This is a genomic window from Tenacibaculum profundicola, assembly GCF_057220795.1.
Map to the genome: position 1 here is coordinate 1231841 of NZ_CM170137.1, position 13175 is coordinate 1245015.

The 13175-nt window shown below is 31.0% G+C and carries 16 protein-coding genes and 1 tRNA gene; 8 read left to right on the top strand and 9 right to left on the bottom strand.

What is annotated here, in order from left to right:
• Positions 1-293: 293 nt before the first annotated feature.
• From AC2TDS_RS05125 to AC2TDS_RS05145, 5 genes are all read left to right on the top strand, one after another.
• Positions 294-509 (top strand): hypothetical protein, encoded by a 216-nt coding sequence (locus AC2TDS_RS05125; protein WP_484738045.1) that lies wholly within the window; start codon positions 294-296, stop codon positions 507-509.
• Between the two features lie 3 nt (positions 510-512).
• A complete protein-coding gene (locus AC2TDS_RS05130) occupies positions 513-1604 on the top strand; it encodes a hypothetical protein (RefSeq protein ID WP_484738046.1) in 1092 nt (363 codons plus the stop codon).
• Positions 1605-1803: 199 nt separating this feature from the next.
• Positions 1804-3861 carry a sensor histidine kinase gene (locus AC2TDS_RS05135; protein WP_484738047.1) on the top strand — a complete coding sequence of 686 codons (2058 nt, stop codon included), beginning with the start codon at positions 1804-1806 and terminating at the stop codon, positions 3859-3861.
• A 1-nt stretch (position 3862) separates the two neighbouring features.
• Positions 3863-4612: a LytR/AlgR family response regulator transcription factor gene (locus tag AC2TDS_RS05140; RefSeq protein ID WP_484738048.1), complete on the top strand. Its 750-nt coding sequence runs from the start codon at positions 3863-3865 to the stop codon at positions 4610-4612.
• Positions 4613-4684: 72 nt separating this feature from the next.
• The gene (locus tag AC2TDS_RS05145; RefSeq protein ID WP_484738049.1) at positions 4685-5248 is read left to right on the top strand and encodes a YqgE/AlgH family protein; all 564 of its coding nucleotides are present in this window, start codon (positions 4685-4687) and stop codon (positions 5246-5248) included.
• Here AC2TDS_RS05145 and AC2TDS_RS05150 read toward each other — a convergent pair.
• Both AC2TDS_RS05150 and AC2TDS_RS05155 read right to left on the bottom strand, forming a co-directional pair.
• Positions 5245-6084 carry an aminotransferase class IV gene (locus AC2TDS_RS05150; RefSeq protein ID WP_484738050.1) on the bottom strand — a complete coding sequence of 280 codons (840 nt, stop codon included), beginning with the start codon at positions 6082-6084 and terminating at the stop codon, positions 5245-5247. The two genes, AC2TDS_RS05145 and AC2TDS_RS05150, sit on opposite strands and share 4 nt — an antisense overlap.
• Positions 6085-6182: 98 nt before the next feature.
• Positions 6183-6563, bottom strand: coding sequence for an START-like domain-containing protein (locus AC2TDS_RS05155; RefSeq protein ID WP_484738051.1), 381 nt, complete (start codon positions 6561-6563; stop codon positions 6183-6185).
• 104 nt (positions 6564-6667) lie between these two features.
• On the opposite strand from AC2TDS_RS05155, the gene AC2TDS_RS05160 reads away from it, so the two are divergent.
• Positions 6668-6741 (top strand) — tRNA-Met (locus AC2TDS_RS05160).
• Positions 6742-6786: 45 nt separating this feature from the next.
• Positions 6787-7986: a tyrosine-type recombinase/integrase gene (locus tag AC2TDS_RS05165; protein WP_484738052.1), complete on the top strand. Its 1200-nt coding sequence runs from the start codon at positions 6787-6789 to the stop codon at positions 7984-7986.
• Between the two features lie 240 nt (positions 7987-8226).
• On the opposite strand, the gene AC2TDS_RS05170 is transcribed toward AC2TDS_RS05165, so the two are convergent.
• The 6 genes from AC2TDS_RS05170 to AC2TDS_RS05195 form a co-directional block, all read right to left on the bottom strand.
• Positions 8227-8832: a hypothetical protein gene (locus AC2TDS_RS05170; protein ID WP_484738053.1), complete on the bottom strand. Its 606-nt coding sequence runs from the start codon at positions 8830-8832 to the stop codon at positions 8227-8229.
• A gap of 49 nt (positions 8833-8881) precedes the next feature.
• Positions 8882-9046, bottom strand: a complete 165-nt coding sequence (locus AC2TDS_RS05175) for a hypothetical protein (RefSeq protein WP_484738054.1) — start codon at positions 9044-9046, stop codon at positions 8882-8884.
• Positions 9047-9091: 45 nt separating this feature from the next.
• Complete coding sequence (locus AC2TDS_RS05180) at positions 9092-9766, bottom strand: response regulator (RefSeq protein ID WP_484738055.1); 675 nt, start codon at positions 9764-9766, stop codon at positions 9092-9094.
• Positions 9767-9899: 133 nt separating this feature from the next.
• A complete protein-coding gene (gene ariS / locus AC2TDS_RS05185; RefSeq protein WP_484738056.1) occupies positions 9900-10520 on the bottom strand; it encodes a dual-function phage regulator AriS in 621 nt (206 codons plus the stop codon).
• A gap of 193 nt (positions 10521-10713) precedes the next feature.
• On the bottom strand, positions 10714-11037 hold the full coding sequence (locus tag AC2TDS_RS05190) for an SH3 beta-barrel fold-containing protein (protein ID WP_484738057.1): 324 nt from the start codon (positions 11035-11037) through the stop codon (positions 10714-10716).
• 18 nt (positions 11038-11055) lie between these two features.
• Positions 11056-11304 (bottom strand): hypothetical protein, encoded by a 249-nt coding sequence (locus tag AC2TDS_RS05195; protein ID WP_484738058.1) that lies wholly within the window; start codon positions 11302-11304, stop codon positions 11056-11058.
• Positions 11305-11469: 165 nt separating this feature from the next.
• Here AC2TDS_RS05195 and relB point away from each other — a divergent pair, with 165 nt between their 5' ends.
• Positions 11470-11730: a type II toxin-antitoxin system RelB family anti-toxin gene (gene relB, locus AC2TDS_RS05200; protein ID WP_484738059.1), complete on the top strand. Its 261-nt coding sequence runs from the start codon at positions 11470-11472 to the stop codon at positions 11728-11730.
• A gap of 586 nt (positions 11731-12316) precedes the next feature.
• Here relB and AC2TDS_RS05205 read toward each other — a convergent pair.
• Positions 12317-13084, bottom strand: coding sequence for a hypothetical protein (locus AC2TDS_RS05205; protein ID WP_484738060.1), 768 nt, complete (start codon positions 13082-13084; stop codon positions 12317-12319).
• Positions 13085-13175 lie beyond the last annotated feature (91 nt).

The following is a 13175-nucleotide window of genomic DNA, read 5'->3' on the forward strand; positions in this document are numbered from 1 at the left end:
CGATTCACAAATTTTTATCAGAAATAATATAATTACGTTTCACGAATCAAAAGACTTCGTACACCCCCAAGGTTATAGCATTTCCACCAAAAATTTACCGTTCGTAGTTATTTATGATAAATACGCATCTATAGATCAAGCACAATGTTAGCATAGTATTATATTCTTGTTTTCAAAAAACATTGGATTTCACCTTTCTATAAACGAATTCTAATTCATTCCCAACGAATTCTAATTATCTCAAAATCTTCCCTATTTCCTGTGCTACTTTTGAAGTATAAAACCACCAAGTTATGTGCTTAGAAAATAGTTATTCAATAATATTAGATCCATATTTACAAAAGTATCGTCAGTTAAAAATACATGTTGGAGATGATGGCAAAATCATAAAAACAGAAAAAAAATCAAATGGTAATTGGCAACTGGACAGAAACTTACGCAATATTTTAAATCAACTACCTCTCCTTTTTAAAACAACGAAAAACATAGTAATAATCTTAAAACAATAATTTATGAAGAAAAAGATCACAATAACAGGAATGACAATAGGATTGTTATTACTAATCGGATTATTTATGAGCTGTAAGAGTAAAAAATCGACAGAAACCTCTCTTCAAAACGAAGAAAAAATATCGAGAAATACAGCCGTTAAAGACAAAGAAGAAATCCCATCAAGAAAACCAGTGGTATTTATAACTGGGCATGACACGAAAAACGCTAATTTCTATGCTGGGGCAAGAACTTATTTTAAAGGTAAAAATCATCAAATAGTTGAAGGAGCGTATTCTTTAGAAGAAATCATAGAGTGGTTAAACACCAATGCCACTCATAACCCATATGGTGAAGTTCATATTGTAAACAACAATAACCCTTGGCTCGGAATGGACCTGGAAACTGTTGTTAACGGAGAAAAACTAACATATACCTCTTTGCAAAATTGCATCCATAATGGGAGCCTTCCAAATCTTAAGAATATACTTACGAATCGCTCTAAAATTATATTTCATGCGAATGAGTTAACTAAAGATACCCATTTAATAAATACGCTAAAAGGTGTTTTTATTACCGATGAAACACCGCAAATAATTGCATCTCCTTTTTTCACTATTTTTGGAGGAGAGTTTTCAAACCATTATTTAGCCAAACCCTATTATGTTTTGTACCCTACTGCTAATTCTCCAGGAAAAGTAGATCTTTCCAAAGAAATAGCCAGAAAATACCCTAAAGAAAAAGAAATAGAATGGTTTTCAGCATTAACCAATGAGAAGGAGCGTTATATCGGAGAGCCATATACAATCCAATACAATATCCCCGTTACATTTAAATTTGATTACCATAATTCAGATGAAGAAATTCCTTCATTTACTATGCAAGAAGAAATCATGGATTGGATCGCCAATGATGATGAACTCACGAATGAACTTAAAAAGCTTGGTATTTCTATTGACAAATTCAGATGGAGCTCAAAAGTAAAAAATAGTACCCTAACTATAAAAGGCTTAACCACTGTACTATGTGTTTTGAAACCTATCACTAAGCCTTATGGTGATTTACAACACGAAAAACCAGATACCGCTAACAAACGGCTATACGCAATAAAATAAGATACTCCTAAGTTATGTGCATTGGCCCCACGAAATGAGATTTAAAAAACTGATAAAACCATGTTTTTTATTGGTTTAGCAGCCTTTCTCGCACATAATTTGGGTTAATTTTACGGTTGATGTTAAAATCGACCGTAAAATCATAAATATTAAGAAAACATGAAGAATTGAATTAACATAATTTAAGTAAGTTTGTTTTATGAAGCACCTTGGGTCCATTAGTTTTTTGTTTTTTCTCTTTAAGGGAGCTTTATTTTTTGCCCAAAACAACCAAACTACTTTCACTAATTATAGAATAACGAGTAACAATCTCACTCAAGATAGTTTATCAAGCTATAAAATTTACACAACCAAAGACGATATCTTAAGTAATACAATCACAGATATTGTACAAGATAGTCTTGGTTATTTGTGGTTTTCTTCTGACAAAGGGATAACTCGTTTCGATGGAAAAGATTTTTTAAACTTTACTCGAAAAGATGGCTTGGAAACCAACTTTGTTTCGAAACTTTGCATTGCTCAAGACAGCTTGTTAATTGCAGGTCCAAATGCATTCCTTATAAAATCAAGGAACCAATTCCAGTTTATAGAAAACCAAAAAATCAACTGTATTTCTCAAATTAACAAGACCATTTACATGGGAACAAAGAAAGGGGTTTACAGGTTACGTGATGGATTTCTTTCTCCGCTCCGTCTTAATTTTCAAATAGATTTAAATAGTGTCAATGACATTCAATTTGATGGTACTTTTTTCTGGATTGCTACACAAAAAGCGCTATGGAAAATAGACGACTTATTAAAACCGACTCTATTTAAAAAAATCGATGTTGCAAATTATACATCCATCTTAATAAATGGCAAAAAAATAATAGCCAGCACCTTAAACAGAGGCATTAAAATCATTGAAAACGAAACCCTTAACACAATTCATTCGACTACTCAAAATATTCGTGGCATAAAAAAAATCAATCAGCAATTTTGGGTTTATTCTGACAGAGACGGTATTGAAGTACTAGATAGTAATTTTTTGTTCGATCGGAAAATTAACAAATACAATACCCTAAAAACAAACGCCATTTCGACTATTTTTGAAGACAATCAACACAATATTTGGATCGCTACAAAAACACATGGTATTTATAAATTTGAAAGTAAAACGCCCTCTAAGCATTTAAAACCTTCAATTGTTTTTGAAAATTTAGAAGTAGTTTATCAAACAGTTGATAGTATAAACTTAAATAATTACGAGGCTGTATTATCACTACCTCCTAACAAAAATCATTTAACTTTCACCTATAAATCGGTTGACATTAATAACCCAAAAAAAGTTTTGTATCGCCATAAATTAAATGGTGAATTCAGCCCATGGACTGCTAACAATTCGATAAACTTAGCCAATCTAAAATCTGGTAGTTATACGTTTTCTGTTCAATCTATGATTGCTAATCAGCAAAAAAGTACGCCCATACATTTTCAATTTTATATTGACAAACCTTTGCTTAAAAAAGCTTGGGTTCAGTGGACTGGTATAAGTATTATGTTGCTTTCTATTGTTTTTTTAGTATATCGTTATATTCAAAAATCAAAGGCAAAGACCGAAGCCAAGATCAAAAAACTACAATTAGAAAACCATCTTCTCTCTCTTGAACAAAAGGCTTTACAACTGCAAATGAATCCACATTTTATTTTTAATGTTTTACATGGAATCAAAGCACTTGGAAACTTAGGGAAGTTAGATGAATTAAACAATACAATTAGTAGGTTTTCAAATTTACTTCGTTCAATATTGAATGCTTCACGAAAAGATGAAATCAATCTATCAGAAGAAATTGCAACACTTAAAAACTATATTTCTTTAGAACTACAAATGAGTGCAACGAAATTTGCATATGCCATACACACGGATCTTTCTGCTGATCCTGAAGAGATTTTGATTCCCCCGATGCTTATCCAGCCCTTTGTAGAAAACAGTATCAAGCACGGTATAAAAAACAATGTAAATGGAGAGATTTCTATCCGTTTCTATGACCAAAATAATTTTTTGCATTGCGAAATTATAGATAATGGCATCGGTATTCACCAATCACAAAAAAACAAAAAGATCACAAGTCATGCTTCTTTAGCTATAAAAGTAACTGAAGAACGTATTAAAAACTTAACTTATAAAGATGCTATTGAAATAAGAGAAATAAAAGAACATAATGCTATAAAGGGAACCAAAGTTTGGTTCAAAGTGCCATTAAAAACCGATTTTTAAGATGAACAAACTCACAGCCATTCTTGTTGACGACATTCCTGCTGCCTTAGAAATGTTACAAAATGATATAAAAAAAAATCATCCAGATATTGACATCATCGGCACTGCTAAAAGCGTTGTAGAGGCTTCTAAATTACTTGGAAAACAGCAACCCGATATTTTATTTTTAGACATTATGTTAGGAGATGGTACTGGTTTTGATGTTTTAGAAATTCATCCAAATTTGGCTTCAAAAGTAATTTTTGTAACAGCCAGTGATGAATTTGCGATAAAAGCATTTAAATTCGCTGCCATTGATTATGTTTTAAAGCCCTATAGTACTTCTGACTTGTCTGAAGCTATTGATAAAGCAAAACTTCAGTTGGCACCCAATCATGAACAATTATCTGTGTTACAAGAATCTATAAGTCACCCCAATCAAAGGCCTAAAAAGATTTCTTTACACACCTCTGATAAAATTTTGGTTGTTGACTTAGACAACATAGTTCATTGTAAATCGGATAATAATTATACAGAATTTTATATGCTTGATAAACAAAAGGTTTTAGTGGGACGAACATTAAAATATTTCACCGATATTCTTAAGGAATATAATTTCCTAAGAGTTCATCAAAGTCACCTTATTAATTTACAGTATGTCAAGGAATTCATCAAATCTGATGGGGGTTATATCGTTCTACAAAACAATCAAACTATCCCTGTTTCTGTGCGTAAGCGAAACGAAGTAATTGATGTATTACAAAAATTATGATGCTACATATTTACTACACTATGTTAAATTCTTATTAAATTTTGTTTATATTGGTGTTTTAAATACAATTCTATGGGCACGGGTGTATTAAAACCAGAAAAAGGAAGACTGCTAATAGCTGAACCTTCTATTTTAAATGATAATTCATTTAAACGGACAATCGTATTACTAACAGAACATTCAGAGACGAGTTCTGTTGGCTTCATACTGAATAGACCACTTCTTTATACAATTAATGATCTAGTTCCTGAGATCGATTGTGACTTCAGGGTGTATCAAGGTGGTCCTGTTGAGCAAGACAATTTATATTTTATTCATAAAATCCCTGAATTATTGCCAAACAGTATTGAAGTAAACGATGGTATTTATTGGGGAGGAAACTTTGATTACTTAAAAGATCATCTAAACAATCATACAATAGATTCAAGTGACATTCGCTTTTTTCTAGGGTACTCAGGCTGGGACCCTCAGCAACTAGAAGATGAACTTCAAACAAATTCATGGTTTATCACAAAAAACAAATATCCCAATATTTTTGTCATTAACGATGAAACTTTTTGGAAGGATCAACTGATTGAAAAAGGTGGAGAGTACAAAATTTGGGCGAATGCCCCTAGCGATATTCAAATGAATTAACTCGCTGTTATACTTGTTACTCTCAAGTTGTTTTTTAGTTTGTTTGTTATCGTAGTTTCAAATGTTTTCTTTCGATAATTTGTTACAGATTGAATTCCTATAATCGCATTGGTGATAAAAACTTCATCAGCTTTTTGGATTTCAAAAGGGGATATTGTTACTTCTTCTATAGTATAATCAGGATGCTTAGTTATCATCTCTATTATCTTCTTTCTAATGATGCCATTTATGCATCCTTCAGTTAAAGAAGGTGTTTTTATCGTATTTCCCTTAACAACAAAAATGTTTCCGTTAGCCACTTCCGCAACTCCTTTACGCTCATTTAACAGAATACAATTATCAAGTTCGTTTTCTTTAGCAAAAACAGATGCCAATGTGTTCAACATTCTGTTTGTTGTTTTCACAGTAGATAATAGGCCTGAGTAATTATAAAAATCTTTATATAAATCAATCTTATAAGCCTTTTTCTCTTCAATTACTTCTATCGACTTAACATCGATTAGATAGTCAATTTCATTAGTGGCTGGTGTATAAAACCCACCCTCTTTTCTAAAAACCGTTAACCTTACTCTCCAAATATTCATAGATTGGTGATTCTTGTCAATTGTTTTTAAAATTTCTTCCTGTAAGAACTCAAATGTAAATTTCATTGGAATTTTCATGCGTAACATCCGCATAGACGCCATTAATCTAAAATAGTGATCTTCAAAAAAAACGATTTTGCCATTTTGTACTTTGATGGTTTCAAAAATTCCATCTCCATATTTAAAAGCCCTGTTTTCATGAGATATTTGTAACTTTTCTGGTACTACTATTGCTCCATTAAAATTTACCATTGTTCCTTTTTTTCAAGTGCAAACTTACTAATTAAAGTAAGTTATATGTAAAAAAAAACCCGACAAAATTGCCGAGTTTTTATCATATTCCTTTTAATCTATGCTCCGATCGTATGCTTTAGCTCTTCTATTTGATTCTCCCACAACATCTTGGCCTCCTCAAGCTCATCGCTTTCAGCAAAATCAGTGACTAATACTACCACATCTTTAGTTAAAGGATCTACTTGTATTTTAAATTCAAAATAACTTTCGTCTCCTTGGCTCTCTGTCCATTTAAATTTAATTCGTTCATCAGCTTTACTCGCTATAATTTTAGCTTCTTCTTCAGAATCATCCCAAATAAAGGTAATTAATTTACCTCTAGAATTCACTCTATCAGCAAACCATTCTTCTAAACCAGCGGGCGTAGCCATATACTGATATAACATACTTGGGGAAGCATGAATTGGAAATTCTAATTCAAATTTAACTTTATCCATTTACTATTTCATTTGTTTGCCAATATATAGAAATATTTTTTAAAAAAAAATGGTTTTTTTTTATTAGTGAAATAAAAAAAAATATATATTTGCACCCGCAATCAGGCGAGGTAGCTCAGTTGGTTAGAGCACAGGATTCATAACCCTGAGGTCGGCAGTTCAAATCTGCTCCTCGCTACAAGTAACCACCACAATAAAAATGCGCTTTCCAGCGCATTTTTTTATGACTTCAATTTTACATAAATTAGTACTGAATAGTAAACCGAATAGTTTGAAGAAGTACACAGAACCAAAAATTTATTATGGTGGACCAAGTTATGACTTATCAAAAAGATGGTATGTTTATTATTCTTATTTGAACCCTGAAACAGGTAAAATGACGCAGCAACCTCCTGTTTACGGTAAACTAAACCGATTACACAAAACCAAAGACGAAAGACTTGAAGCTTTTAGACGGTTACAGAAAGCAATCAAACTAGCTCTTAAAGAAGGTTTCTCTCCTTACGAAAACGAAGATACTAAAGATAAATATAGTGCTAAATCCGCATTGAATTTTGCTTTATCAATAAAAAAAGAAACACTGGAAGAAGGTTCTTACAACGATTACAGTACTAGAGCCAACAAGTTTATAGAGTTTCTTGAAAAGAAAAATATTGATAATATTAGCATAGAAAATATCAACAAGAAGACTATAACAAACTACCTAAACTCTATCTTATTAAGTTCAAGTGCAAGAAACAGAAACAATACAAAAACTGTTTTAAGCGCGCTGTTTACAGTGTTAGAGGATAATGAAATCATACAAAGAAATTTCATTAAAAATATAAAAAATATAAAAACTAACCCAGAGAGAAACAAAACCTATTCAACAGAAAAAGTAGAAACAATATACGAGCATCTAGAAGAAAACGACAAACTAATGTTGCTTTTTATAAAGTTCGTTTCTTATAATTTTTTAAGGCCTATTGAGGTGTGTAGGTTGAAAGTAAAAGATATTAATTTAAGAGAAAAGACGTTACACGTTAAAGCCAAAAACAAACTTGGAAAAACCAAGATTATTCCTGACATTCTTATCAAAGAGTTAGTTAAGTTAAACTTATCAAATCCTGAGCATTTTCTTTTTACTCCTTCAGGAGTAGGCGAATGGTCCACAAAAGAAAATAATAAGAGAAACTACATGGGAAAAAGGTTTAAAAAACACAAGGATATTCTAAAAATAGAGAAAGAGTATACGGTCTATTCTTTTAGACACACATTCATAACAAAATTATATCGAGAATTAAGAAAAAAATCCAGTAAAACTGAAACACTGGATGAGTTAATGTTAATCACGGGACACTCAACTTTAGAAGCACTCAAGAAGTACTTAAGAGATATTGATGCCGAATTGCCGGAAGACTACTCAAGCATGATTAAAATCTAACTCGTACATTTTATACTTAAAGTTACCGAGAGAATCGTAATAAGTAAAATCTTGAGTCTTTAAAGGTACTTTACCGAAGATTTTATAAAAGTCAATTTCACTTTCTGAATAAGAGAAAACTACTAGTTTCCTCCCTTCATTTACCTTAAAATTTTGCGAAGCACCCCCTAAGTGATCCAATATTATCACATCTTCATTCATTTTTAGTAAGATTTCTTATTCTTTTTTCTTTCTGTATTTCTATCGCTTGGAAAGCTCTTCAATAAAATCCAACATTTCAGCCCTTTTTTCTAGTCGAGAATCTAAGATCGCTTTTTCAGCTAATTTCATCATATCCTCCTTAACCCTATCGACATAAAGCTTCTTACGTTTTGTAGCCAAATAAACAGCTAAGGATATGAAAAACGCCGAAAATAGAGTTATAAGAATGTAGCTAACCTTGCTAACATCTTGAAATTTTTGAAAAATCCAATAGAAATAAAACAACGATACGGATAATAAATACGTGTTCACAACCTTAGGAAAAATAACATTCGGCTCTCTGTAAAAACTTCTTATGAGATTAAATAAAGCCCCACCAAAAATCACTAAAGCCAAACCAAACCTTTCCAAAAAATAATGAAACGAATTAAACCCAAAAATCTTTTGATCAATTTTTGCTTTGTTTAATTTCTGTTTTAGTTTTTCTACTTTAATTTTTTCTGCCTCATACTTTGCATAGACTTCCGTTCCTTTTGCATACTCTTTTACCTCATTTAATGCTAAAGTCCTTTTTTTGACGGCTTTTTTCGTTTCTCCATTCACAATAGAATACTCAGCACTATTCTTTGATATAAAGCTGTGCATATAGAATAAAGACCCAATAAATATAAATACAATATAATATAAGTAGTTTTTAACTCTCGTCTGTATTTGCCTCCTCTTCGGAGTCTCCAAGGGTAGTGCTACCTCCTTTGTCGATCGTTTGTGTTTGATATAATTCTTCATGCTCTTCTGTGTTATCAGTACAAGAAACAAAAGCAAAGCTTACAACGAATAATAATAAAAGTAATTTTTTCATTTTAATGAGTTTTTAAATTAACTCATCAAGTTACGAAATAATTAATTACTTGCTTTTTTTGCTTCTTGCAAAATTAATAGCGATCCTAGTAAACTTGAATTTAGCTTTAGGCGCTATATTTAATTTCTTCTTAATTTTACTAATATGACTTCTCAAGGTACTATCAACTATACCTAAGTTTGTACTAATGATTTCACCGTTGTAGTCAATAGAGTCTCCTATTTTCTCTAAAACCTCTTTCTGCCTATCAGATAAATTTTCTAAGACTTCCTTTAAGTGTTTTTCTTCGATCATTTCGTCATTTACTTCTTGAATCAACTTTCTATCAACACTTTCTGAAAAGAAATGATTCCCATTATAAACAGACATGACAGCTTCATTAAAATCATACCTAAAATCCTCTTTCAAAATATACCCTAAAGCCCCTAGTTTATAAACTTCTTTTATCACAGTTGACTGGCTATCCGCAGTTAATACCAAAACATTTACTTTAATATCATTTTCTTTGAAGTGTTTCAGTAACTCTATGCCTGTAATAACAGGTAATCCTAAATCAAGTATCAACACATCCGCTTGATTGTTTTTAAACCACTTCATTGTGTCAACTCCGTTTTGAGTAAACCCAACCAATCTATAATCTATTTCGTCTAACAAAGAGATTATTCCCTCCTTTATAGCAGGGTGGTCTTCAGCAATATGTATTTTTATTTCTCTCTGCATCTTTCATAATTTTAACCAAATCTAAATTGTTTTTTTTTATTTGTAGTAGACAAAACCCTTAGTCAAGGGGGTCAATATATATTTTTTAACATTTTTTAACGTTTTGTTACCCTGATGGTTCGACCAAATGCAATTATCTGTCGGTGAATATTGAATGAAGTATTTTCTCAGGGTACATATTCACAATACCGAATCGGGGGTCTCTTATTTTGTCGACAGTAACACCCTGTTTCTTACAAAGTTGACTTGCTTTCCTTCCTAATTTACTGGCTAGACTTAAAGGCATGGGTATTTTTTTTAGTGAAGCATACCCAGCAATTGTGAAACATTCGGGACGTGTAATTGATTTGGCTTCGAGTAAATCTATGCGTCTGTCGTGTTCTTGTATTTTTAGTTCGTTTTCTTTTATCAGTTGAGCAGACTGGATGATAACATCTATTTGCGAAAGAGGTTGATTGTGTTTCTTTTCAACCTCTATAAAATATTTTCGTGCTTGCTTGCCTTTACTATTATTTTCAACCATTGACAACTCTTTTGCGCAATCTAAAGTAAGCGCATATTCTTTGCTTGGTCGACCTACATTACTTTTCAATAAAATTATTGTAAAGTCCAAACCCTCCTCAAAATCGTATTTTCTAATTCGGTTAGTTATCCAATTAGAAAAGTCTTGTTTACTTTCCAAAAATTTATGAAGCTCTCTAGCCGACACTAATCGTTTACCGTCTTTTTCTGTTATGTTTATTAACGCATCCATTACGACTGTTTTAAATTTATTTTATACTCATAATATCTAATCTTATAAGTTAACGCGTCTACAATATGAAAACACTCGCAATTAAAAAGGATTAAAGGATATTCCTTTTTTGCTGTTTCTTTCACTACATCATCACTTAGTAAAGTCTTACTAAATATGTATAGTACTTCTTTTTCTTTTAAAGTTATCATAACTAAAACACAGCTACTAAATTCTCTATCTTGAAACATCTAAATGCCACTGCCTCTAAATCCCAATAATGAAATACTTTTGCTGTCGTTTTTCCAGTTCCCTTTACAAACTGACCTACATTTTTTAATGTTCCGTAAGCACGTCTCAAACTACCGTCTTTCTTCTCGTATGTGAAACATACCTCGTCTTTGCTTATCAATTTCTTAGCAAGTCTGTAAATTGCCCATGCTTTAGATAAACATACCGCAAATGCTTTGCCTGTGCTTTTTACCATTTCGTGCGCTCTTTTAAATACTTTGGTTCTGAATTTGTTTGTTGATTTCATTTTATTTGTTTTTATAGTTTATGCTGTTGTTCCGAAAGACTGTAAAGCTCTCTCTATATTAATTCCGTTGTTTGCTATTATCGTTGTAAAATCATTCTTGTAAAATTCAAATGAACACCCCTTACTCTCTAATTCAAGTATTCTATTACCCAAATCTCTTAATGTGTTGTATCTTCTACTTACACCGTTTAAAACAACTCTTACACTCTTTCCTCGTAAGTTTTCTTTTACTCTTTTTAGTTCTGATTTGAATTTTGATGATTTCATTTTAATTGACTTTTATTACATAATTACAATGCAAATATACATTAAAATACATAAATACAAAATGTTTTTTATTATTTTTTGATATTAAAAGACATTTTAAAGATTAAAACATGACTATCTAAGTCATTTTATGTATTTTTGTAAATGTATTATAAGTCAATACCCATGATTAAAGACAGAATAAAAGAAATATTAAAAGAAAAAGGGTTAACTCAAAAAGACCTAGCAGAAAAATTAAATGTTAAGCAAGAGACAGTAAGTAGGCAAATAAGTGGTAATCCAACCCTTAATACACTTTCAGAAATAGCAAAGGCTTTAGATATTGATGTTAGGGATTTGTTTCAATCTACAAATGAACATAATGAATCAAAGAGGTTAATCAATCAAATCAAAGACACTCTTAAAAGACTAGAAGAAAAACTATAATACAAATACACATAACAAAAAAAACGGTACTCTTAATTGAATACCGTTTTTTTTATTTAAAACTATGTTTACACCGCAAACCCCTTGCCTGTGCTTCTTACCATTTCGTGCGCTCTCTTAAATACTTTCGTTCTGAATTTGTTTGTTGATTTCATTTTGTTTGTTTTAAATACAAAAATAATTCCATAACTTTGTAAAACTTAAGAGACGTCTTAAGTTCTTTTTCATAGCAATTTTCCCGCTCAATTTATTGAGTGGTTTTTTTATTATATTAGTAGCATGGCTGAATACTGTAAAAATTGCGCACCCAAATACGGAATGAACCCCGAATCACCGTCCCTACTTTGTGAAGGGTGTGGAAAAGAATTTGAAAAGAAATCGTTTTGGAATTTCCTAAATATATTTAATACTACAAACGCAAGCAAGGGGTAAATCATACTCTTGTTAATTTTGCAACATGTACCTTAAATATTTCGCCCAAGTCCTAAAGAACGTAGGTAAGTGCATTATATGTTTTGTTTTATGTGTACAACAATCATATAGCGTTAGCCTATCGGCACGCCATATGCTTAGTTATTGGGCACAGTTATTTATATTCTATTTCCCTCGTTTGGATATAATTCAGTTTATTATTTTCAATCGATTCTTTCTTTATCCAATTTTTAAGTATATCAAACTTGTATTTATATTCAGTTGTTGAATTTAAAGAATCTTTATAATTGTATTCCAATGTTTTTATCAGTGTTCCACAATCATATTTAAATACAGATTTTCGGTTTCGATTTGGATTGTTTTGATGAGTTGTTTCTATTCTATCAATAAGGTCATTTTTGTCAAAATAACTTTTTGAAACAGAGTTTCTAATTGTGTCTTTTGATTCGAGATCTATAAATATTTGAGTCGATATTGTTTTTTCTTTAATTCCGTCTTTTCGATAATAATAAGTTTCAATTTGTTCAAATTTCTCGTTCGTGTTTTCAACTATTGATTTTGATTGATAAAGCAATGTGTCTTTATAAATGTAATTTACTCTGAAAGGTAAACTGTCGGTTGACATTTTTACGATTTCAGTTTTTATTTTGTTCAAATCATTATAGATATAGTCTATTTCTAATGTTTCATTGTCAAATAATGTTTTTTGAAATAGATTAACTATTTGGTCACTATTATTATACTTTTTTTCTCTTATTGATATAGTATCTTGAATTTTTTTATTAAACGAATCACTCTCAACTTTGATATAGTAAATCGTAACTTTATTCGCTTTTTTTGTCAGTCCGTTTTTTAGCAAATTTGGTTCATTACAACAACTAATTAAGGATATTGAAAGAAGTAAAATTATAAGTCTATTCATTTGGTTTTAATTGTGCCGTAGAGTAGCGCCTGATAGCTATCTCTATATTTTTGTATTACTTGATTTACCAAATATACAAAAGCAGCACCAA

What these genes read in the sequence shown, in the direction of transcription:
- AC2TDS_RS05125 (WP_484738045.1), top strand. Translation starts at nt 294, where the DNA reads ATGTGCTTAGAAAATAGTTATTCAATAATATTAGATCCATATTTACAA.
- AC2TDS_RS05130 (WP_484738046.1), top strand. Translation starts at nt 513, where the DNA reads ATGAAGAAAAAGATCACAATAACAGGAATGACAATAGGATTGTTATTA.
- AC2TDS_RS05135 (WP_484738047.1), top strand. Translation starts at nt 1,804, where the DNA reads ATGAAGCACCTTGGGTCCATTAGTTTTTTGTTTTTTCTCTTTAAGGGA.
- AC2TDS_RS05140 (WP_484738048.1), top strand. Translation starts at nt 3,863, where the DNA reads ATGAACAAACTCACAGCCATTCTTGTTGACGACATTCCTGCTGCCTTA.
- AC2TDS_RS05145 (WP_484738049.1), top strand. Translation starts at nt 4,685, where the DNA reads ATGGGCACGGGTGTATTAAAACCAGAAAAAGGAAGACTGCTAATAGCT.
- AC2TDS_RS05150 (WP_484738050.1), bottom strand. Translation starts at nt 6,084, where the DNA reads ATGGTAAATTTTAATGGAGCAATAGTAGTACCAGAAAAGTTACAAATA.
- AC2TDS_RS05155 (WP_484738051.1), bottom strand. Translation starts at nt 6,563, where the DNA reads ATGGATAAAGTTAAATTTGAATTAGAATTTCCAATTCATGCTTCCCCA.
- AC2TDS_RS05165 (WP_484738052.1), top strand. Translation starts at nt 6,787, where the DNA reads ATGACTTCAATTTTACATAAATTAGTACTGAATAGTAAACCGAATAGT.
- AC2TDS_RS05170 (WP_484738053.1), bottom strand. Translation starts at nt 8,832, where the DNA reads ATGCACAGCTTTATATCAAAGAATAGTGCTGAGTATTCTATTGTGAAT.
- AC2TDS_RS05175 (WP_484738054.1), bottom strand. Translation starts at nt 9,046, where the DNA reads ATGAAAAAATTACTTTTATTATTATTCGTTGTAAGCTTTGCTTTTGTT.
- AC2TDS_RS05180 (WP_484738055.1), bottom strand. Translation starts at nt 9,766, where the DNA reads ATGCAGAGAGAAATAAAAATACATATTGCTGAAGACCACCCTGCTATA.
- ariS (WP_484738056.1), bottom strand. Translation starts at nt 10,520, where the DNA reads ATGGATGCGTTAATAAACATAACAGAAAAAGACGGTAAACGATTAGTG.
- AC2TDS_RS05190 (WP_484738057.1), bottom strand. Translation starts at nt 11,037, where the DNA reads ATGAAATCAACAAACAAATTCAGAACCAAAGTATTTAAAAGAGCGCAC.
- AC2TDS_RS05195 (WP_484738058.1), bottom strand. Translation starts at nt 11,304, where the DNA reads ATGAAATCATCAAAATTCAAATCAGAACTAAAAAGAGTAAAAGAAAAC.
- relB (WP_484738059.1), top strand. Translation starts at nt 11,470, where the DNA reads ATGATTAAAGACAGAATAAAAGAAATATTAAAAGAAAAAGGGTTAACT.
- AC2TDS_RS05205 (WP_484738060.1), bottom strand. Translation starts at nt 13,084, where the DNA reads ATGAATAGACTTATAATTTTACTTCTTTCAATATCCTTAATTAGTTGT.